The 21,017-nt window shown below is 63.5% G+C and carries 22 protein-coding genes; 14 read left to right on the forward strand and 8 right to left on the reverse strand.

Annotation, left to right across the window (positions count from 1 at the left end; translation table 11 throughout):
- Positions 1-73: 73 nt before the first annotated feature.
- The 4 genes from ACYVB7_RS11205 to ACYVB7_RS11220 all read right to left on the reverse strand — a co-directional run bounded on the left by ACYVB7_RS11205 (position 74) and on the right by ACYVB7_RS11220 (position 3,609).
- Positions 74-1,594, reverse strand: a complete 1,521-nt coding sequence (locus ACYVB7_RS11205; RefSeq protein WP_460507477.1) for a metallophosphoesterase family protein — start codon at positions 1,592-1,594, stop codon at positions 74-76.
- A 135-nt stretch (positions 1,595-1,729) separates the two neighbouring features.
- Positions 1,730-2,305 (reverse strand): YceI family protein, encoded by a 576-nt coding sequence (locus ACYVB7_RS11210; protein ID WP_460507479.1) that lies wholly within the window; start codon positions 2,303-2,305, stop codon positions 1,730-1,732.
- A 41-nt stretch (positions 2,306-2,346) separates the two neighbouring features.
- Complete coding sequence (locus ACYVB7_RS11215; RefSeq protein ID WP_460507482.1) at positions 2,347-2,991, reverse strand: YceI family protein; 645 nt, start codon at positions 2,989-2,991, stop codon at positions 2,347-2,349.
- A gap of 36 nt (positions 2,992-3,027) precedes the next feature.
- Entirely contained in the window at positions 3,028-3,609 is a 582-nt protein-coding gene (locus ACYVB7_RS11220; RefSeq protein ID WP_460507485.1) for a cytochrome b, read from the reverse strand.
- Between the two features lie 501 nt (positions 3,610-4,110).
- Here ACYVB7_RS11220 and ACYVB7_RS11225 point away from each other — a divergent pair.
- Positions 4,111-4,662, forward strand: coding sequence for a GNAT family N-acetyltransferase (locus ACYVB7_RS11225; protein ID WP_460507488.1), 552 nt, complete (start codon positions 4,111-4,113; stop codon positions 4,660-4,662).
- A 340-nt stretch (positions 4,663-5,002) separates the two neighbouring features.
- Here the strand turns inward: ACYVB7_RS11225 and ACYVB7_RS11230 are convergent, their stop codons facing one another.
- The gene (locus ACYVB7_RS11230; protein WP_460507491.1) at positions 5,003-6,385 is read right to left on the reverse strand and encodes a type II toxin-antitoxin system HipA family toxin; all 1,383 of its coding nucleotides are present in this window, start codon (positions 6,383-6,385) and stop codon (positions 5,003-5,005) included.
- Complete coding sequence (locus tag ACYVB7_RS11235) at positions 6,375-6,725, reverse strand: helix-turn-helix transcriptional regulator (protein ID WP_460507495.1); 351 nt, start codon at positions 6,723-6,725, stop codon at positions 6,375-6,377. Before ACYVB7_RS11235 ends, ACYVB7_RS11230 begins: the two co-directional genes overlap by 11 nt.
- Positions 6,726-6,946: 221 nt before the next feature.
- On the opposite strand from ACYVB7_RS11235, the gene ACYVB7_RS11240 reads away from it, so the two are divergent.
- The 3 genes from ACYVB7_RS11240 (at position 6,947) to ACYVB7_RS11250 (ending at position 8,954) form a co-directional block, all read left to right on the forward strand.
- Positions 6,947-7,420, forward strand: coding sequence for a HipA domain-containing protein (locus ACYVB7_RS11240; RefSeq protein ID WP_460507497.1), 474 nt, complete (start codon positions 6,947-6,949; stop codon positions 7,418-7,420).
- A 349-nt stretch (positions 7,421-7,769) separates the two neighbouring features.
- Positions 7,770-8,234 carry an ankyrin repeat domain-containing protein gene (locus tag ACYVB7_RS11245; protein ID WP_460507499.1) on the forward strand — a complete coding sequence of 155 codons (465 nt, stop codon included), beginning with the start codon at positions 7,770-7,772 and terminating at the stop codon, positions 8,232-8,234.
- A gap of 81 nt (positions 8,235-8,315) precedes the next feature.
- The gene (locus ACYVB7_RS11250; protein WP_460507501.1) at positions 8,316-8,954 is read left to right on the forward strand and encodes a hypothetical protein; all 639 of its coding nucleotides are present in this window, start codon (positions 8,316-8,318) and stop codon (positions 8,952-8,954) included.
- Positions 8,955-9,019: 65 nt separating this feature from the next.
- On the opposite strand, the gene ACYVB7_RS11255 is transcribed toward ACYVB7_RS11250, so the two are convergent.
- On the reverse strand, positions 9,020-10,021 hold the full coding sequence (locus tag ACYVB7_RS11255; protein WP_460507503.1) for a response regulator: 1,002 nt from the start codon (positions 10,019-10,021) through the stop codon (positions 9,020-9,022).
- Complete coding sequence (locus tag ACYVB7_RS11260; RefSeq protein WP_460507505.1) at positions 10,008-13,802, reverse strand: ATP-binding protein; 3,795 nt, start codon at positions 13,800-13,802, stop codon at positions 10,008-10,010. Before ACYVB7_RS11260 ends, ACYVB7_RS11255 begins: the two co-directional genes overlap by 14 nt.
- 90 nt (positions 13,803-13,892) lie before the next feature.
- Here ACYVB7_RS11260 and ACYVB7_RS11265 point away from each other — a divergent pair, with 90 nt between their 5' ends.
- The 10 genes from ACYVB7_RS11265 to ACYVB7_RS11310 all read left to right on the forward strand — a co-directional run bounded on the left by ACYVB7_RS11265 (position 13,893) and on the right by ACYVB7_RS11310 (position 20,999).
- A complete protein-coding gene (locus ACYVB7_RS11265) occupies positions 13,893-14,195 on the forward strand; it encodes an urease subunit gamma (RefSeq protein ID WP_460507507.1) in 303 nt (100 codons plus the stop codon).
- A gap of 24 nt (positions 14,196-14,219) precedes the next feature.
- The gene (locus ACYVB7_RS11270; RefSeq protein WP_460507509.1) at positions 14,220-14,738 is read left to right on the forward strand and encodes a HupE/UreJ family protein; all 519 of its coding nucleotides are present in this window, start codon (positions 14,220-14,222) and stop codon (positions 14,736-14,738) included.
- A 46-nt stretch (positions 14,739-14,784) separates the two neighbouring features.
- Positions 14,785-15,384, forward strand: a complete 600-nt coding sequence (locus ACYVB7_RS11275) for a HupE/UreJ family protein (protein ID WP_460507512.1) — start codon at positions 14,785-14,787, stop codon at positions 15,382-15,384.
- Positions 15,385-15,390: 6 nt separating this feature from the next.
- Complete coding sequence (locus ACYVB7_RS11280; protein WP_460507515.1) at positions 15,391-15,699, forward strand: urease subunit beta; 309 nt, start codon at positions 15,391-15,393, stop codon at positions 15,697-15,699.
- Positions 15,696-17,441, forward strand: coding sequence for an urease subunit alpha (ureC, locus tag ACYVB7_RS11285; protein ID WP_460507517.1), 1,746 nt, complete (start codon positions 15,696-15,698; stop codon positions 17,439-17,441). Before ACYVB7_RS11280 ends, ureC begins: the two co-directional genes overlap by 4 nt.
- Positions 17,442-17,521: 80 nt before the next feature.
- The gene (locus ACYVB7_RS11290; RefSeq protein ID WP_460507519.1) at positions 17,522-17,776 is read left to right on the forward strand and encodes a type II toxin-antitoxin system Phd/YefM family antitoxin; all 255 of its coding nucleotides are present in this window, start codon (positions 17,522-17,524) and stop codon (positions 17,774-17,776) included.
- On the forward strand, positions 17,773-18,033 hold the full coding sequence (locus ACYVB7_RS11295; protein WP_460507521.1) for a type II toxin-antitoxin system YoeB family toxin: 261 nt from the start codon (positions 17,773-17,775) through the stop codon (positions 18,031-18,033). The genes ACYVB7_RS11290 and ACYVB7_RS11295 overlap by 4 nt, the downstream gene beginning before the upstream one ends.
- An 8-nt stretch (positions 18,034-18,041) precedes the next feature.
- Positions 18,042-18,770 carry an urease accessory protein UreE gene (ureE, locus tag ACYVB7_RS11300; RefSeq protein WP_460507523.1) on the forward strand — a complete coding sequence of 243 codons (729 nt, stop codon included), beginning with the start codon at positions 18,042-18,044 and terminating at the stop codon, positions 18,768-18,770.
- Between the two features lie 16 nt (positions 18,771-18,786).
- A complete protein-coding gene (locus ACYVB7_RS11305) occupies positions 18,787-19,506 on the forward strand; it encodes an urease accessory protein UreF (protein WP_460507525.1) in 720 nt (239 codons plus the stop codon).
- A 68-nt stretch (positions 19,507-19,574) separates the two neighbouring features.
- Complete coding sequence (locus tag ACYVB7_RS11310; RefSeq protein WP_460507528.1) at positions 19,575-20,999, forward strand: ATP-binding protein; 1,425 nt, start codon at positions 19,575-19,577, stop codon at positions 20,997-20,999.
- Positions 21,000-21,017 lie beyond the last annotated feature (18 nt).

The following is a 21,017-nucleotide window of genomic DNA, read 5'->3' on the forward strand; positions in this document are numbered from 1 at the left end:
ACAAGACTCAGGATAGCAATATCCAGGCCATGCTGCTTGCGCGAGGGGCCTTTTCCATGCGTTGGCGCCCCCGTCAACAGGTCCAGACCGGCGTGGTGTTGCCCATGTCGAAAAACGCTTCGGACAGGGAGTTGGCGTCCAGCGTGAGCATGGCAAAACCGTTGGTGGCACGCGGTGCCGTGTGCACCAGGGCCTGGAGCCGCTGGCCGGCGTCCAGCGGGGTGTGGGCGTACCAGTCCACGGCGGGGCAACCGTCCATCCCCGGGGGCACGGCAAACGGCATGGAACTGTGGCCCACACACCGGACTTGCATGCCGCCCGATGCGGCCATGGCGTTGTAGACCATGCCCAGGTGGGTGTGGCCCCAGTACCAGTAGTCCGGCACCAGCTGGCCGGTGTGGGTGACGTCGCTCCACAGCGGATTGTTCAGGCTGCTGCCGTCGGTGCTGATGCCGGTGTGGTGCGACATGAGAATCACCTTTTTGCCCGCTGCCTTCAGCTTCGCCATTTGCTGCAGAAAGGCGTATTGGGGATTGGATGTTTTCCCCAACCCGCCATCCATGTACAGGCCGGATGGGTCGAAATACGCCGAATCAATGCCCGCCAGAATCCAATTGCCAAATTCCAACGCGAAATAACTGCAGCCCTGCTGCGCACTGAACAAGGGATGGGCCAATGCCATGTCAAAGTAGCCATAGGCACCGCCATACATTTCGTGGTTGGAATTCAGCGTAAAGCATTTGCCCGGTTGGGCCACCGTGGGGTATTGAGTCAAAACATCCAACAGGTTTTGCGACTCTTCGCTCTGGGGCGAGCGATTGGCCCCGGTGCCCGAGTAATACGTGTCCCCCAGGTGAACAATGTAGTCGGGCGGGTTGGGCAGCTGGCGCAGCGTGTCCATCACCGCCACCGCCGGGCCTTTCGGGTTGGCCAGGCCATTGAGCTGGTAGGGCCCCGAGCCCCAATCGCCAATGATGGCGATGCGCACCTTGCCATCGGCCCCCGGCTGCAAGGCCACGGGCTGCGACCAGGTGTTGTGCACAAAACTCCGGATGCCACAGCCGTGGCCCATCCACTTGGGCAGGTGGTTCAACAGGTCGTTTTTCAGCGTCCAGGCCCAGCCAATGTCCAGCTGCTCATAGGTGCCAAAGCCATAGATGTCGCCCCACTTGTTGCAATACACCTCCGAGCCCTGGGCCAGGGTCTGCTGAAGGTTTTGGAACTGGCTGGGGGTGAAGGCCGGTTGGGGGGCCACCAGGGCCAGCGAATCCCACAACAGCTTCAGCGCGGGAATGGCGTCGATTTCGGCGCGCAATGCTGGGGGCGGGTTGTGCAGGTGGTACAGCAAAAAGGCCAGCTCGCCATGGCCCTCCCAGTCCTCGCCGGGCTGTTGGGCTTGCAAGGCATTGAGGTGGGCGCTGGCCCCCACATGCTGGCGCTCCAGTTCCGCCAGAATTCCACCCAATTTGCCCGACAGTTCGGCCACCGAAAACTCGGCCACCCCTTCGATCTTGTCGAGAAAAGACGGTAAGTTCTCAAACCCCGACGACAACAATGCGTGCAATTTCGCGCTGTATTCTTCCTGCGTGGCCATGACTTCCTCCTTGAATGAATTGATTCCTCTGCGGCCATGGCATTCAGCCGCATTGAAACCAGTATGGCACACGCACACACAAAAAAGCCCGACCGGTTGCCGGGTCGGGCTTGGATGCGATGGGAAGGGGTCAGATCACTGGCGCACGGCTTCCACCTGCACCACCACGCGCACGTTCTTGGGGAAGCCCCAGTCCACGCCGTAGTTCATGCCCCAGGTGGTGCGGTCGATGGTGGCTTCGAAGTCGCCGCCGCACACTTCGCGCTTGAGCATGGGGTTTTGGTAGCAGTTGAACTGGTTGGCCTTGAGGGTGACGGGGGCGGTTTTGCCCAGCAGCGTCAGGTTGCCGGCCACGGCGGTGACCTTGTCACCGTCGAACGTGAACTTGTCGCCCACGAAGCTGAAGGTGGGGTGCTTGGCGGTGTCGAACAGGTCGGCGCTTTGCAGGTGCTTGTCAAACGCAGGCGTGCCGGTGTTGATGGAGTTGGCTTCGAAGGTCACTTCCACCTTGCCGGTCTTGGCGGCGCGGTCCAGGGTGATGGAGCCGGTTTTCTTGTCGAAACGGCCGCGGTTGGTGCTGGCACCGAAGTGGCCGATTTCAAACGTGGCAAAGGTGTGGGTGGGCTCGACGGCGTAGTTGACGGCTTCGGCCTGGGCCAGCGATGCAGACAGGGCGGCCACGGTGGCCAGGGCAATCACGGAAGAACGCATGGAACAAACTCCTGGTTAGAAAAACACAACAAAAAAAGGAATCAAATCTTGGGCACGCCGGTCAGGGCCAGCTTGAACTTGACCTGCACCTCGTCAGCCACCATGGAGGTGTCGGCCCATTCGTCCTCACCCACCTTGAAGGCCAGGCGCGCAATGGCCAGGGTGCCGGTGGCCGTGGTGGCCAGGGCGGCACCGCTGCCGGTCTGGGCCAGGGTCACGGGCACCACCACGTCGCGGCTGTTGCCCTTGATGCTCAGCTTGCCCGCCACCTCAAACTTGCCCCCGCCCAGCGCCTTGATGCCGCTGGACTGGAACACCGCCTGCGGAAACTTGGGCGCGTTGAACCACACGGGTTTGGGCATCTCGGCGTCGGCTTCCTTGGAGCCCATGGTGGCGCTGCCCACGTCCACCGTGAAGCCAATGCGGCTGGTGGCCAGCTTGGCGGGGTCGAACTGCACCTGCGCATCGAACTTGCGGAACTGCCCTTCCACCGGCACCCCCATCTGCTTGATGACAAAGGCCACGCTGCTTTGCGCGGGCACCAGCTTTTGCGCGGAGGCCGCAGCGGTCTGGGCCTGGGCGGGTGCCGTCAACGTGGCCAACCCCAGCGACAGGCCCCAGACCGCAGCGGCCACAGACGCCGACGACAAGCCACGGCGCAACGGAGAAAAAGAATGGTTCCACATGGTCAACACCTCTGAAATTCGGTCAAAACAAACGGGTCAGCGCCCCGGCCACATGCGTTGCAGCAGGCCGTCGCGGTCAATGAGTTGGTGCTTGAGCGCCGCGGCCACATGCAGGGCCACCAGGGCCACCAGGGCAAACGCACTCAGCTTGTGAAAGGGCTTGAGGGCCTGCGCCAGATCGGGGCTGGGCGACACCCAATCGGGCAGGGGCAACACCCCAAACCACACCACCGGGAACCCGGCCGCCGAGCTGTAGGCCCAGCCCAGCAGGGGCACGGCGGCCATCAGCCCATACAGGCCCGCGTGGGTGGCATGGTGGGCCAGGCGCTGCCAGGCGGGCATGGCCGCCTGCATGCCCAAAGGCAGCGCGGGAGGGGGACTGAACCAGCGCCACAGCGCCCGCAGCACCAGCAGGGCCAACAGCGTCATGCCCGCCCACTTGTGCCAGTTGTAGTACTTGAGGCGGGTGGGCGAAAACGGCAGATCGGTCATGTACACACCAAAAACGATCAGGCCCAGCAGGCCCAGCGCCATGACCCAGTGCAGGCCCATGGCCAGCAGGCTGTAGCGCTGCACCGAGGCCCCGTGGGCATTGGAAGCAGGAATTGTTTGCGACATGCCCGGCAGTCTAGGCAGCGCACCATTCACGAAAATTGATTGAATTTGTTGATTGGATTCAAATTTTTTGTGAAACCAATCCAGCGGAGCGAACACCGCCGGGGTGCGTCAGCGGGAGGACGGAGCCCAGGCGGGGCAAGCTGAGAGGCGGCGGCGCGGCCATGTGGGCCGTGATTGAGGCCTGGCCGCGGGCGGGCGTTTTCATGGGGCGGGCGTTGCCCTGTTGATGGGCGCGGAACTTTGGATCAAAAACGGCTATAGCGCTTGTATTGAAAGCGTGAACAGCTATGAGATTTGAACCATTCACTGAAAGCCTGAAACGGGCAACCAGTGCGGCAGAATGGTGCCGAGTTTGCAGGTCTTTTATTCAGCTGTCGGTGCTGCATACCGCTGACAAGCGGTTGATTTTCAAGAAAAAAACAGGAGGAAGTCGTGACCAGAATATCTCGCACTGTCCGGGATACATAGAGTGTTTGGCATCACAGAACAAGCGCCGTCACTATGCCAACAGCCGACGAATACATCACCCGCCGCTTCGTACCGGAAGATGCAGGCCCCTTCCTCGCAGCAGTACGCGCATCCCTGCCAGACTTGGCTCACTGGATGCCATGGTGCAAAGCCGACTACTCGCTTGAAGACGCCGTCGCCTGGATTACCTTCACGCAAGCAGCCTGGTCCGAACGCACCGAGTTTCCGCTGGGGATCTTCGACCGAAACTCTGGTTCTGTAGTTGGCGGAACTGGAATCAACCAGATCAATTGGATTCATTCAATCGGCAACATTGGCTACTGGGTCAGCACACCTCACACAGGACGTGGAGTCGCCAAATTTGCAGCAAAGCAGGCGGCGCTCATGGGCTTTGGCGAGCTTGGTCTTTCGAGACTCGAGATCGTTGCCCTGACAAGCAATCTCGCTAGCCAACGTGTGGCTCAGGGTATTGGCGCAACTTTTGAATGCACGGCACGAAATCGGCTGCACTTCCAAGGCAAGCCACATGACGCTGCCGTTTACTCGCTGACCCTACAAGACACAGAGCGTTGGCAACGCGAGTGATGCCCAACCCCCTCGCATATGGACTCCCCCACAAGGGCAAGAAACTGACTGATGTTTTGGCTGTAGGGGAAACGCCTGCAATCGCATATCCGGCATCTGATGTGGACTCTGTTGTGGTCAGTGCCAGCATGGAGTCTGCGGGACCGGCGCGCCAAACAATACAAGCGGCTGCGGATGAGCCGGAAGAGTTATCAGCGTCAGACGGTCTGAGGCGTGCCCGGTTGGCCATGTGGGTCCATCAATCTCGTCGCAAACGGCGTGGGTGAACGGTTTTCTTTTCTGGTGACGCGCCCGGGCAATTCCCACAGTACCACCCCTGTCTGCACCAAGGGCGGAATCCCTACATGGCGCGCAACTCGGCTTGCAGCATGGGGCTGGCCAAGTCGCTCAAGCGGCGAATGGCCCCAGTGAGGTAACGCATGTCCAGATCCGAGGCCCCGAACCGCTCGAAATGCCGCATCCAGTCTCGCGTGCTCACCCAGACCCGGTGCACCACCGCCAAAGCGTCCTGCCTTGACGTGAAAAACGCAGGCCACTTGGACAGGGCGTTGTCCAGCGTTGCCAGTCGCCCCTGCGCTCCCACGTTCAGGTGCAAAAACCGCTCTGTGGCCACCGTGTTCATCGGCAGGACATCGTAGAGGGGGCTCAGCCGCCAACCCTTCTGCGCGGTGTCGTACACGAACGCGTGGTTGCGCAAGTGATCGTCGTTGTTGTGGGTGATGATGTTCAGGATCATCCGAGCAAACACTTCCTCGATGTCCCGCTCGATGAAGCGGTGGATGCAGCGCTTGCGAATGGCCTCGGCGATGGCCGCATACGAACTGTTCCTCGCGTCGCGCTCGTCCATGCCCAGCAGCGTCAGGGCGGAGCAAAGCCCGATTCGGCCTTCGGTCTGCCCCAGCTGATCGTCGGGTTCAACCGCCCAGCTTTCCTGCCCTGTCGGCAGGATGTCCCCCGCAGGTGCCCAGTAGCGGTCAAACCGTCGAATGAGCAAGACCTTCTGGCTCCCGACCGTGCGGACTTGGATCGGTGGAACCCGGATGCCAGCGGTGCGGGCCATCTCCAATGCCCCGCCCTCCAAGATCGCGTTGCAGGCCTTGTCCTTCTGAGCGGGAAACTTGGCCAGCCAAAGCACCCCGCGCTCATCCCGAACGCTGGCCTTTGGTCGTGCGCCGCCCGCGGTGCCCAGGCCGTTGAAATACGGAACAAACTCGTCTGGCACGACCTCGTTCGATTCAATCTTGTCGGCCAGTGCCATCAGGCGCTCCAGGTCCACCACCGAATGGGCAGGCTGCGTCGGCAAGCTGGTCAAGGCAAGGCGAACGTCCAACGCACCCACGCGGTCGCTTCCTGCTTCGAGCAGGTAAGCGATTTCGGGAAGGTCCGTCCCTGCGGCCTTGAGCTTGTTCTCGATGACCCGCCGACCCCAGGCATCGGGGGCGGCATCTCGAATGCCACCAAACTCATCCAGCCCCACATGCACTTCGCGGGGAATGCCGCCCTCCTCCGCGGCCAACGGCAAGGCAACGGGGTCGATTTCGACCGGGTGTGCCCGCTGCACATAGCGCCGACCGTAGGTGAATGTGGCGTCCCGCCCTTTGTCGAGGTGTTCCAGCAAGCCTGCGGGAACGAACTGATGCAGCCCCCCGTCGGCCACATGCGCAAACACGGCCACCGATGTGGGCGGCTTGGCATAGGGGTGGTGTTTCGGCTTAGAAGTCATACCGCTCGGCCTCGGTAAGGTCGCGGGCCGTGGACGACCGGATCCGCTTTGGCACGGCCTGCGCTTGAGCAATGCGCAGCGCGGGCACATCACCCGACAGCAGGCTCAGCAGCGTGGTGCCGCTGGAAATGGCATCCAGGTAGCGCAGCACTTGGGCCAGGGTCCGGCTGGGGTCACCGGCTTCAATCAACACCGCTGTTGATCGGGAAACCCCCGCACGCGCCGCCACTTCGGCCTGCGTCATCCGCTTGGCTTTGCGCAGCACCGCCAGCTTGCGGCCGACTTCGGCAGCTTCGTCCACGCGCAGCTGTGGTGTGCGATGCGTTTCGTCATACTTCATGCCCGAAGGGTAGCAAATTCATGTCGCCAAAGACAGTCCATATTCACTTTAACGACTGTTATTGGATACATTTTCAGCGAAATCTGCACACAACGCTCCAAAAACCATGGCGCACATGGGTATCGACTTCATCCTGACCAAGGCCAAGGGTGGGAACAGGTGATTTTGTGAAGAAAAAATGGCTCTGGCGCTTTTTTAGAAAGCGTGAGCAGCTATGAATTTTGAACCGACCCGCACCGGCCATCCGCTGCCCCCCCCCAGCGCCACCTGTTTGCCAGCAAGACCTGCACGAACTGTGGCGGCGCATGACCTGCAACGCCGTGGTGGGCAACCGCGACGACCACCCCCGCAACCACGGTCTGCTGCACGACGGCACGGGTTGGCGCTTGTCCAAAGCCTTCGACATCACGCCCCCGCCCACCTTCACGGCCCGCAACCTGCTGGGCTCTGCACCCCATTTCGGCCTGGACCTGCACGATGCGGCCACCTGGCTGGGCCATGCCGCCCGGCGTGTGGCCGAACAATGGCAGCCAACACTTCAGTCTGTGGGTGTTCCCGCTGGCCACACAACTCCGTTCGAGCCCGCATTTGCCTTGGCCTCCGAGTGGGCCAACGCCCCTCAACGCCTGGATGAAGCCATCACGGACATCGAGCAAACCCAACGAGCGGGCCGAAAGCGCCGAAAAGGCATTTGAATTTGATGGCGGCTCACCATGGCCGCAGCCGCGGTGCGGACGTGCATGAACTGCACTTTGGGCAAGGGTGGGGGAAGGTTGATTTTATGGAGAAAAAATGACTCTAGCGCTTTCATATAAAGCGTGAGCAGCTATGAATTTTGAACTGCCGACGGGTGACTTGAAGCAGGCAGGCAATGCGGCAGAATGGTGCCGGATTTGCAGGTCTTTTCATTGAGCTGACGGCGCGGCAGGCTGCTGACAGGTGATTGATTGACAAGAGAAAACAGGAGGAAGTCGTGAACAGAATATCCCGCAACGTCCGTTTTATACCGCAGGGTTTGCGGGATACATTGAGTTGGATGCTTTGATGTCCCCAGAACTACTGAGATTCTTTGAACAGGCAAAAGACTTGCTACTGCTCGAATCACCAAGCCTCGATAACATAAATGCGATCAACTGCGAGGGCGAAAATGCGCTGCATCTTGCCATTCACCAGAACAACATCGAGATTGCAAGGCAACTGATCAAATCGGGCATCAATGTCAATCAGCCTGGTGATCTCGGCCATACACCGCTGCACGAAGCCTGCTCGCTAGGGAATCTTGAACTAATCAAATTGCTGCTCGATGCGGGGGCTGACCCATTCGCTTTGACTGAAGGAAAACCACCGTTTACCTTGGCACGCTACGGAGGCCATGATGAGGTATGCAACTTCTTGGCCGTCGAGATGAAGAAGCGCCAAGACCAAGATCCAAAGATTTGGATTCGAGCTCGCATTCAGCAGTTGCGTATGGAAATCGACCGACTGGAAAGAAGGTTGAGCCAAGAGTGAACCCCGACCCTAACATTCCATCTAGAAGGACTGCCTGCAAGCTCCACTTGCTGGCCCCCTTCATTCATTCGTTAGGCACAGATGACATACATTCTTCTTTTTTGGACCGTCCTACTTCTCACACCAATTGCCGTTGGTGCAGGACTTATTTACACACTTTTCCAAGCCCACAAAAGACTTTCACGCAGCAATTTCCTGATTTTGGTTTTTGCTCTCGTAGCAATCCCGTATGCCGCATTCAAAAACTGGGAGTCAAACCGCATGCTGAGCGTCGTCCCAGATGCGCTTAACGTTTCGTCAATTTCGTACACACTAGAAGAGTCGTGGGGCTTTGGCCCCGGGGGAAACGAAGCAGGCATAAGAACCTACCCTCTACCAGGATCGATCGCAAACGACATATCGAAACGGGGAATTGATTTCTTCATCAACATGCCGCCAAATCAAAACCAAAACAGTAGAGAATGGCGCGGGATTTATGGCGATTGGACATCAACACCCATAAGGCCAAATGATCAATGGAAATGGAATGAAAAAAATGCCCGCATGGAAATTTATGACTACATCTGCGCGTACGGCTTTTGCATCGACATCAAACCAGAGGTGACCGAGGAAGCAAATGCAATCATCAATAGCACTGGAAGCTATTATGCACATGGAAGAGTTGGCATCATTGTCGTGTGCCCCAGCAAGAAATTAGTTCTCTATTTTTATAATGGTTGATTCCATGCCTAGCTGTCGCGTCCCAAACGCCCCCACCCCAACCCATATCCTCTCCCCGCAACCCCTCAAGGCTGCAACATCCGCACCCGATTGATCGCCATGGCCGCCGCGGCGGTGCGGGTTTCCACGCCCAGCTTGGGCAGGATGCGTTCCAGGTGTTTTTTCACCGTGGCGGGGCTGGAGCCCACGATGTCGGCAATGTCGCGGTTGATCTTGCCCTGCACCACCCAGTAAAGCACCTCGGCCTCGCGGGCGGTCAGGCCAAAGGCCTGCACCAGCGCCTCGATGACGCTGGCGTCGTTGGTCTCTTGCATCACCACCAGCCACTCGCCTTCGGCGGGGTCGTTCTCGCCGTTGTCGCCGCCCTCGCCCACCTGGCTGTGCAGCCTGAAGGTGAGGCGGCGGGGGCCTTGCTCCAGCGTCAGGCGTGGGGGTTCGGCCCCTTGCCACGCGCCTTCGGCCCATTGGGCGGTGACGCGTTGCAGCCAGTGCAGCACGGCTTGGGGGGCGTGGGCGCTTGGGGGGCCTTCGCTGCCGTAGCGTTGCAGCAGCTCGCGGGCCAGCGGGGTTTGCCACAGCAGCTTGCCGTCGCGCACGCGCACGGTGATGCTGGCGTAGCCAAAGGCGTCCAGCGCGTTGCGCACCTGGCTGCCTTCGCGTTCGCCTTCGGTGGTGCGGCGGGCGGTGTGGATGTGCACGCCCATGCGGGCCATCACCTCGCGGGGTTTGACGGGTTTGGTCACGTAGTCCACCCCACCCGCTTCCAGCGCGGCTTCGAGGTGTTCGGTTTCGGTGAGCCCGGTCATGAAGATGATGGGGATGGCGGCGGTGTCGGGGTTGGCCTTGAGCAGGCGGGCCACTTCAAAGCCGTCCATGCCGGGCATGACGGCGTCGAGCAGCACCACGTCGGGCCGGGCCTGGGTGGCGCGGCGCAGGGCGCTTTCGCCGTCCAGCGCCACCAGCACGGTGTAGCCGGCTTCGTCCAGGGCGTCGTGCAGCAGGGCCACGTTGTCGGGCACGTCGTCCACCAGCAGCACCACGGTGTCTTGGGGGTCAGTTCGGGGCATGGGCGGGGTCTCCAACGGCGGCGGGGGTGTCAGGCCCGGCCTGAACCCAGCGTTCCAGCTCGGCCAGGCGGAAGGCCTTGAGCAGCGAGCGGGCGTGGGCGATGAACCCGGCGCAGGCCGGGTGGGTTTGGGCCAACACCTCCAGCTGCTGGCCCACGCCTTTCACATGGCCCAGTTGCAGGCTGTGCAGCAGGGGTTGCAGGGCGTGTGCGGGCGGCCAGGTGGCCACGGGCTGGGGCGCGGGGATGGGCGGCAGGGCCTCGCCCCGCACCCATTGCAGCGAGAGGCGGCGGCCCAGCCAGTCCAGCAGGTCGTCGCGGCGCACGGGTTTGACCAGGAAGTCTGCCGGGGTGATGCCTGCGTCGTTGTCCTGCCCGTGGTCGAAGGCATTGGCCGACACCACGGCGCAGGCCATGGCGGGTTCGGTCACGCCGGGGCCGCCGCGCAGGCCCAGGGCGGCGATGCGGCGCAGGGTTTCCCAGCCGTCGATGCCGGGCATGGCCAGGTCCATGAACACCACCCGGGGCCGCAGGCCCTGGTGCAGCAGGCGCAAGGCGTCTTCGCCGTGGGTGGCCAGCACCACGTCAAAGCCCAGGGGCTCCAGCCAGCGTTGCAGCAGCACGCGGTCGGACTCTTCGTTGTCCACCACCAGCACTTGCAACCGGGGGCCTTGGTAGCCGGTGCGGGGGGCTTGCTCGGCGGGCAAGGCTGGCAAGGCGGACACGGTGGGGGCTGCGCCCCGGCGGCCTGTGGCGTCCAGCGCCACCTCGGGCAGAAACAGTTTCACCTTGAAGGTGGTGCCCTGCCCCGGCGTGCTGTGCACCGAGAGTTCGCCGCCCATCAGGTCGGTCAGCATCTTGGCGATGGTGAGCCCCAGCCCCGTGCCCTGGGGCTGCCCGGCGGCGGTGCTGCCGCGGGCAAAGGGTTCAAACACGCGCTCGATGTCGGTGGCCGACATGCCGGGGCCGGAGTCGATCACCTCGAACAGCGCCATTTCGCGGGCGTGGGCCACGCGCAGCACCACGCTGCCGCGCTGGGTGAACTTGACGGCGTTGCCCAGCAGGTTGATGAGGATTTGGCGCACCCGCTTTTCGTCGGCGCGCACCCAGGGCGGCAGGTGGCCGGTGGCCTCGAAGCGAAAGCCCAGGCCCTTGGCGCGGGCCTGCAACTCGAACATGCCCGCCAGCTCGTCCAGCAGCGTGGCCAGCGCCAGCGGCTTGACGTTGAGGGTGAGCTTGCCCGACTCGATGCGGGCCACGTCCAGCGTGCCTTCGATGAGCGACAGCAGGTGCTCGCCCCCGCGGTGGATGACCTGGATGGCCTGCGCCCGGTGTGGGGGCAGTTCGGTGCCGCCGCGGGTTTCTTCGTGCAGCAGCTGGGCATAGCCCAGGATGCTGTTGAGCGGTGTGCGCAGCTCGTGGCTGATGGTGCTGATGTAGCGCGTCTTGGCCTGGTTGGCCTGGTCGGCCAGGGCGCGGGCCTGTTCGGCGGCTTCGCGGGCGCGTTCGGCCACCTCGCGGGCTTGTTGCAACTGTTCGTCGGTGCGGCGGTGGGACTCGATTTCCTGCATCAGCAGCTCGGTCTGGCGGTTGGATTCCTGCTGGGCCACCTCGCGGCTTTTGTGGGCCAGCACCAGCCACCACGCCACCAGCCCGGCCACCAGCATCAGCACCGCATACACCCGCAAAAAGCTGGTGCCCAGCACCTGGGCCCAGGCGGTGCCCACCGGCCCGCCCAGCGCTGCGGGGGCGGGGGGCACGTCGGCCATCAAGCCCTGGGAGGCGGCCAGCAGGCCCTGCACGTCCTGCCGGTACAGCAGGCCCAACACGGCGGCCAGCAGCGGGGCGATGACGGCCATCAGCAACAGGTAGTGGGCCAGCCCGGCCTCCAGGTAGGGGGCCACCGAGCGGGGCAACACCCGCCGCAGCAGCGCCGCCCACTGCACCAGCAGCCGGGCCTGGGGTTTGCACAGGTCGCCGCAGCGGGCGTCCAGTGTGCAGCACAGCGAGCAGATGGCCCCCTGGTAAGCGGGGCAATGGGCCATGTCCGGCCCCTCGTACTCGCGCTCGCAAATCACGCAGCGTTGCAGGCGCTGGCCGAGGTAGCAACCGGGGTCCGAGCCAGCGCAGGGCCGTCCCAAGCTGGCGAGCGCCCCCTCGGGGGGCAGCGCAGCCCCACCAGGGGCAAGCGTGGGGGCCACGACGTCTCTGGCGATGTAATAACGCCCGCCCGTGGCCCAGGCCAGCAGGGGCGACACCACCAGCGCCGTGACCAGCGCAATCAGCGCCGAAAACGCCTGGGCCGTGGGGCCCATCAGCCCCAAATGGGCCACGAACGACAGCACCGACGCCGCGCCCATGGCCCCCACGCCCACGGGGTTGATGTCGTACAAATGGGCGCGTTTGAACTCGATGCCCGGGGGCGACAGCCCCAGCGGCTTGTTGATGACCAAATCGGCCACCACCGCCATGATCCAGGCAATGGCCAGGTTGGAGTACAGCCCCAGCACCTGCCCCAGGGCCTGGAACACGTTCATTTCCATCAACAAGAAGGCAATGAGGGTGTTGAACACCACCCACACCACCCGCCCCGGGTGGCTGTGGGTGAGGCGCGAGAAGAAGTTGCTCCACGCCAGTGAACCAGCATAGGCGTTGGTGACGTTGATCTTGAGCTGGCTCACCACCACAAACACCGCGGTGGCCGCCACCGCCCAGCCGTAGTGGCTGAACACGTATTCGTAGGCGGCCAGGTACATCTGGTTGGGGTCCACCGCCCGGGCCACCGGCACCATGTGGGTGATGGCCAGGTGCGCCAGCACCGCGCCGCCCAGCATCTTCAGCACGCCCGGCACCACCCAGCCCGGCCCGCCGGTGACCACCGCCGCCCACCAGCGCCAGCGCTCGCGGCGGGACACCTGCCCTTGCGCGTCGGGCACCGGGGCGGGCAGAAAACGCAGGTAGTCGGCCTGCTCCCCCATTTGGGTGATGAGGGCAATGCCCACGGTCAATGCGGCACCAAACAAGTGCACATCAAACACCGTTCCGCGCCCCGATTCACCTCCGTAGTGCAAAACGCTGACAAATGCACCAGGCTCGTGCCAGGCCACGGCCACGTAGGGCACCACCAGCATCAGCAGCCACAGCGGCTGCGTCCACACCTGCAAGCGCCCGATGACCGACACCCCGTGCGTGACCAGCGGCAGCACCACCAGCGCACACACCAGGTAGCCCCAGGCGGGCGGGATGCTGAAGGCCAGCTCCAGCGCGTAGGCCATGACGGCGGCCTCCAGCGCAAAAAAGATGAAGGTGAAGCTGGCGTAGATGAGCGAGGTGAGCGTGGACCCGATGTACCCAAACCCCGCCCCGCGGGTGAGCAGGTCCATGTCCACCCCATGGCGGGCGGCGTACACGCTGATGGGCAGCCCGGCCAGAAAAATCACCAGCCCCGTGGCCAGGATGGCCCACAGCGCGTTGACAAAGCCGTACTGCACCAGCAGCGTGGCCCCCACGGCCTCCAAGATCAAGAACGACGACGCCCCGCCCAGCGCCGTGTTGGCCATGCGCCAGGCCGACCAGCGCCGAAACCGCTGCGGGGTGAAGCGCAGCGCATAGTCCTCCATGGTTTCACTGGCCACCCAGGCGTTGTAGTCGCGCCGCACCTTCACGATGCGCTGCACCGGCGCACGGGGGTGTACGCCATTGGGCGCATGGTCAGGCGGGGTGGGTTGGGTTGAAATGCAGGCGTCGGTCACGACGGTGTCAGGGTGCAGTTTCCGTGCCATGGCAGCATGCATGGCACACGGCTTGCTGCACGCTGGCCGTCACGCCTGCCCGCCACCGTTCGCCCCCTGTTCGCCGCATCTGAGGCCCCCATGGAACTGACCCCCCGCGAAAAAGACAAGCTCCTCATCTTCACCGCCGCCCTGCTGGCCGAACGGCGCAAGGCGCGCGGGCTCAAGCTCAACGTGCCCGAGGCCATTGCCCTCATCACCGCCGCGGTGATGGAAGGTGCTCGTGACGGCAAGACCGTGGCCCAGTTGATGAGCGAAGGCCGCCGCGTGCTGACCCGCGACGACGTGATGGACGGCGTGGCCGACATGATTCCCGACATTCAGGTGGAAGCCACCTTTCCCGACGGCACCAAGCTGGTGACCGTGCACCAGCCCATTGCCTGAACCGCAGAAAGGGCCAACCGCGTGATGACCGGACTCTCCCTGTTTGGCGTGGGCCATTTCATGACCATGCTGGCCGTGGGCGTGTGGGGAGCCCTGGCCACGCGCCCGCAAACGCCCGCGCAAATCCGCCAGCGGATCTGGCAGGCCCCGCTCACCATGGCCAGCGTGATGTGGCTGGGCACCCTGGTGGGCCGCGCTGGCTGGCAGTTGCCGGGGGTGGAGCCACTCACGGCCTTGTCGGTGCTGGCCGTGGGCCTGCTCATTGCGTTGTCGCGTGGCATGGCGCTGGTGAGCATGGTCACGCTGGTGGGGCTGTACGCGTTTATCCGGGGCATGGCGTTTGTGACCGACCTCCCCCACGCCACCCAGCCACGCATGGACGTGGCGATGCTGCTGGTGCTCACCGCCGCGCTGCAAGTGACGGGCATGGCCCTGGGCCACACGCTGCGCCAGCAGTTTGTGCAGCGCCGCATGTTGATGCAGCAGGCCGTGGGCAGCGGTGTGGCCGCCTTGGGCGTGTACACCCTGCTGCACACTTGGTGAAGTGACCGTTTTCGCCCCGTTTTCACTCATTTTTCAGGAGCAAACCATGCAATCAAATCAAGCGGCAAAGCGCATTTTGGCTTTTGTTTTGTTGGCCACGGGATCGGCCCTGGCGCTGGCCCACACGGGCGAAGGCACGCCGCACGACCACGGCGCGTTCCTCGACGGGTTGCTGCACCCCGTGTCCGGCCTGGACCACCTGGTGGCCATGCTGGCCGTGGGCGTGTGGAGCGCGGTGGCCCTGCCCAACAAAATCTGGCAGCCGCCGCTGGCCTTTGTGGCCATGCTGACGGTGGGCACGCTGGTGGGCTTCACCGGTTTCGAGCCCATGGGCATGGAGGTGATGGTGGCGGGATCGCTGCTGGCCTTCGGTTTGATGATTGCCTTGGCCCGGGGCCTGAACCTGTGGGCCATGCTGGGTGTGATTGGCGTGTTTGCCTTCTTCCACGGCGTGGCGCACGGTGCTGAACTGCCTGCCCAGCAAGGCTTGCTGGCCATGGCGGGCATGGTCCTCACCACCTCGGCCCTGCACCTGGCGGGCATGGGTGTGGGCCACTTGGTGCTGCGCCAGCGCAAAGTGTTGCAGCAGCTGGTGGGCGCCGGGGTCACCCTGCTGGGTGGTTATTTGGTCAGCCAAGCACTGTGAGCCACCATGACCCCCGGTGAATACCTTGTTGACGACGGCGAGCTGACCCTGAACCCCGGCCGCCCCACCCTCACGCTGGTGGTGGTGAACACGGGCGACCGGCCCATTCAGGTGGGCTCGCACTACCACTTTGCCGAAACCAACCCCGCCCTGGGTTTTGACCGCGCCGCCGCCCGCGGCATGCGGCTCAACATTGGCAGCGGGCTGGCCGTGCGCTTCGAGCCCGGGCAGCAACGCACCGTGGAACTGGTGCCGCTGGCCGGGGGCCGTGCGGTGTACGGCTTTCGTGGCGACGTGATGGGAGCCCTGGAATGAGCACGATCAGCAAAAAAGCCTACGCCGAAATTTATGGCCCCACCGTGGGCGACCGCGTGCGCCTGGCCGACACCAGCCTGCTGGTGGAGGTGGAGGCCGACTACACCCTGCGCGCCGGGGGCTACGGTGAAGAGGCCAAGTTTGGCGGCGGCAAATCCATCCGCGACGGCATGGCCCAAAGCCAACGCACCCGAGCCGAAGGTGCGGTGGACACGGTGCTGACCAACGCCCTCATCATCGACCACTGGGGCATCGTCAAGGCCGACATTGGCCTGAAGGACCACCGCATCGTGGCCATTGGCAAGGCGGGCAACCCGGACACGCAGCCGGGCGTGGACATCGTCATCGGGCCGGGCACGGAAATCATCAGCTGCGAGGGCAGCATCGTCACCTCCGGGGGCATGGACAGCCACATCCACTTCATCTGCCCGCAGCAGATCGACGAGGCCCTGGCCAGCGGCGTCACCACCATGGTGGGCGGCGGCACCGGCCCGGCCACCGGCACCTTTGCCACCACCTGCACGCCCGGCCCCTGGCACATCGAACAGATGCTGCGCGCCGCCGATGCCTTCCCCATGAACCTGGGTTTTCTGGGCAAGGGCAACGCCAGCCTGCCCGCCGCGCTGCACGAGCAGATCAACGCCGGGGCCATTGGCCTGAAGCTGCATGAAGACTGGGGCACCACCCCCGCCGCCATCGACTGCTGCCTGACCGTGGCCGACGAAACCGACACCCAGGTGGCCATCCACACCGACACGCTGAACGAGTCGGGTTTTGTGGAAGACACCATTGCCGCCATCAAAGGCCGCTGCATCCACACCTTCCACACCGAAGGCGCGGGCGGCGGCCACGCCCCCGACATTCTGAAAATGGTGGGCGAGCCCTATGTGCTGCCCAGCAGCACCAACCCCACGCGCCCCTACACCCGCAACACGCTGGACGAGCACGTGGACATGCTGATGGTCTGCCACCACCTCGACCCGGCCATTGCCGAAGACCTGGCCTTTGCCGAAAGCCGCATCCGCAAAGAAACCATTGCCGCCGAAGACGTGCTTCACGACCTGGGTGCCATCAGCATCATGAGCAGCGACAGCCAGGCCATGGGCCGCGTGGGCGAGGTGCTGATCCGCACCTGGCAAACGGCCGACAAAATGAAGCAGCAGCGCGGCTGGCTGCCCCCCGCCGCCGGGCGGACGGAAGCCACCGAGGCCAACCCGCGCAACGACAACTACCGCGTCAAACGCTACATCGCCAAATACACCATCAACCCCGCGCTGGCCCACGGCATGGCGCACGAAATCGGCTCGGTGGAAGTGGGCAAGTGGGCCGACCTGGTGGTGTGGAAACCCGCCTTCTTTGGCGTGAAGCCCTCACTGGTGCTGAAGGGCGGCACCATCGCCCTGGCCGCCATGGGCGACCCCAACGCCAGCATTCCCACGCCGCAGCCGGTGCACTTCCGCCCCATGTTCGGCAGTTTTGGCGGCAGCCTCACGCAAAGCAGCATCACCTTTGTGTCAAAAGCGGCCCTTGCGCTTGATGTGAAAGGGAAGTTTGCTCTCAAAAAGCAAGTGTCCGTGGTGAAGGACATTCGCCAGGTGAAAAAGGCCGACATGGTGCACAACGGCACCGCCCCGGCCATGAGCATCAACGCCCAAAGCTACGAAGTGCGCGCCGACGGCGAGCTGCTCACCTGCGAAGCGGCCACGGTGCTGCCCATGGCGCAGCGGTACTTCTTGTTTTGAGGGGTGGTGCCCTGAACCCTGGCAAACGTACAATTCAATGTACGTACAAAATTCTGTACGCGCACTGATGTGAGCCTGCCATGCAAACCCTCAGCTACTCGGAAGCCCGCGCCAACCTGTCCAGCCTGATGGACAAGGTGAACGACGACCACGCCCCCATGCTGGTCACCCGCCAGCGGGGCCGCCCCGTGGTGGTGATGAGCCTGGACGACTTCACCGCCTGGGAAGAAACCACCTACCTGCTGCGCAGCCCCGCCAACGCGCAGCGGCTGACCCAGGCCATGGCCGCACTGGACGGCGGTGCAGGCCAGGTCCGTGAACTGGTGGAACCATGAGCCTGCCACTGCGGTTTGCTCCGCAGGCCTGGGATGACTACCTGCACTGGCAAGCCACTGACAAGGCCCTGGTGAGGCGCATCAACGAGTTGATCAAGGCCATTCAGCGCGAGCCGTTTGCAGGCGTGGGCAAGCCCGAGCCGCTGAAGCATCATCTGGCTGGCTGGTGGTCTCGCCGCATCAACGACGAACACCGCATCGTTTACCGCATCCACGATGGCACGCTGGACATTGCCCAGCTTCGCTATCACTACTGAAACACCCCATGCTCACCTGCTCCAAACTCATCCCCCAAGGCCAGGGCCTGGCCGCCGTGCTGCTCAAACGCGCCGCCACCGTGCAACTGGACTGGGACGTGCGCCAGAAAAGCCGCTTTGACGCCACCGACAGCCAGGGCCGCCACCTGGGCGTGTTTTTGCCCCGCGGCACCGTGGTGCGCGGGGGCGACGTGCTGGTGGCCGAAGACGGCTCCATGGTGCGCGTGGAAGCCGCGCCGCAAACCGTGCTGCGCATCACCGCGTGCAGCCAGCACGGCTCGCCCTTCGACCTCACCCGCGCCGCCTACCACCTGGGCAACCGGCACGTGCCCATCGAACTGCAACCCGACCACCTGAAGATCGAGCCCGACCACGTGCTGGCCGACATGCTGCGCCGCATGCACCTCACGGTGATCGAAACGCAAGAAGGCTTTGAGCCCGAAGGCGGTGCCTACGGTGCAGGCTCGGGAACCGAAGGCCACGGCCACCACGGGCATGGCCACGACCACGGGCACCAGCACGACCATTCTCACGAGCATGACCACACGCATGAGCACGGCCACAACCATGAGCACGGCGAATGCTGCGGCCATGACCACAGCCATGACCAACACAGCCACGCCGCCCCAGCGGCAGCACCCGCACGCGGCAAGCCCTTGTCGGTGCCCGTGAAGGCCGCGCCCGCCGCGGCGGAGCCGCATGTGCATGGCCCCGGCTGCGGTCACCACCACCACTGAGCCCGGGTCCCGCCCCATGAACCCCACGCCCCCGGGAGATGACCGTTTCAACGCCAGCCTGAGCCAGCTGCAACTGATGTGGCTGGCCTCGCCCGCGCTGCCCGTGGGCGGGTTCTCGTACTCCGAAGGACTGGAAGCCGCGGTGGACGCCGGGCTGGTCACCCACGACGCCCAGGCCGCCGACTGGCTGGCCGACCAGCTCTGGCTGGGCCAGGCCCGCAGTGACCTGGCCGTGCTGGCCCAGGCCATCCCCGCGTGGCGGGCGGGCGACTTGGCCCGCGCCCGCGAGCTCAACGACTGGGTGCTGCACACCCGCGAAACCTCCGAGCTGCGCCAGCAAACCCTGCAAACCGGGCGCTCGCTACTGGAGTGGCTGCGGCAACTGCCGGGCACGCCCCCGGCGGTGCTGGAACACATCCGCGCCCTGCAGCCCTGGCCCCCCACCTGGCCCGTGGCCTTTGGGCTGGCCGCGGCGCAAACCGCCGCCCCGGTGCGCGACTGCCTGCTGGCCTGCGCATTCGGCTGGGCCGAGAACATGGCGCAGGCCGCCATCAAATCGGTGCCGCTGGGCCAGACCGCGGGCCAGCGCATCCTGGCCCGGCTGGTGCAGGAAATCCCCGGTGCGGTGGACCACGCCATGGGCCTGACGGACGACCAGCGCCAAGCCTTCACCCCCATGCTGGCCATTTTGTCGGCCCGGCACGAAACGCAGTATTCGCGGCTGTTCCGCTCCTAAAACAAGATCAATCGATTGATCTTGTTTGATCTATGATGAAGCCAAGTTCAATCGATTGATCTTTCATCATGCTTGCCATTGCCAAAGACGACATCCTGGCCCGACTGGCGTTTGACAACCCATGGTGGGACACCCAGTCCCAACGCCCCATTGCCTTTGAAGAGCAGCCCAGACGCAGCTACTTCGAGCCCTTTTACCGCACGGTGACCAACCACAGCCTGCGCCGTGCCGTGGTGCTGATGGGACCGCGACGGGTGGGAAAGACCGTGATGGTCTACCACTGCATCAAGGCCTTGCTGGACAGTGGTGTTTCACCCCAATCCATCTTCTACGTCTCGTTGGAAACCCCGATCTACACCGGGCTGCCACTGGAAAAGCTCCTGAACCATTTTCACGAGCTGTTTGGTCACGGACGTGATGCCCCCCTGTATGTGTTCTTTGACGAGGTGCAATACCTTCGGCAGTGGGAAATCCACCTCAAATCCCTGGTGGATTCGTACCCCAGCCACCGCTTTGTCGCCACAGGGTCAGCCGCCGCCGCGTTGCGACTGAAAAGCCAGGAATCAGGGGCAGGCCGCTTCACCGACCAGGTGCTGCCCCCCCTGACGTTTGCCGAATACCTGCGTTTCATTGGCCGGGAAGCTGAGCTGGTCGAGCGGACCGATGACCGGCAAGCTCACCCACTGAGCCGCCGGGTTCGCGACATCGACCAACTCAACCACGAGTTCGTCAACTACCTGAACTACGGCGGCTACCCAGAGGCGGTGTTCTCCCGAACCGTGCGGGCCGATCCGGGCCAGTACATCAAAAGCGACATCATCGACAAGGTGCTGCTGCGTGACCTGCCCAGCCTGTATGGCATCACCGACATTCAGGAACTCAACCGGCTGTTCACCACGCTGGCCTACAACACCGGCAATGAAGTCAGCCTGGACGAACTGTCCAAAACATCCGGTGTGGCCAAAAACACCATCCGCCGTTACCTGGAATACCTGGAAGCCGCTTTCCTCATTCGGCGGGTGGAACGCATCGACCAAAACGCCAAGCGCTTCAAACGCGCCACCGCGTTCAAGGTGTATTTGAACAACCCATCCATGCGGGCCGCACTGTTTGGCACCATCCAGCCCGACTCGCCCGCCATGGGGGCGTTGACCGAAACAGCCATTTACAGCCAATGGCAACACCACCAACAAGCCGAGCTCTATTACGCCCGCTGGAACACCGGCGAGGTGGACATTGTTCACCTGGGGGGGCCAGAACTCCGCCCACAGTGGGCAGTGGAAGTGAAATGGAGCGACCGCCCCTACCAGTCGCGGGGAGAGCTGGACAACTGCGTGGAATTTGCCGCCAAGCACCCCGCCATCAAAACCCCGATGCTGATCACCAGCAAAACCGTGACCGATCCACTGGTGTCCTACAAAGGCATGAACTTCAAATTTGCCCCCGCCAGCCTGTACGCCTACGTGTTGGGTGCCAACCTCGTTCTCGGTTGAATCACTTTCAGCAAAAAC

The sequence above is a fragment of the Hydrogenophaga soli genome (genome assembly GCF_054777695.1).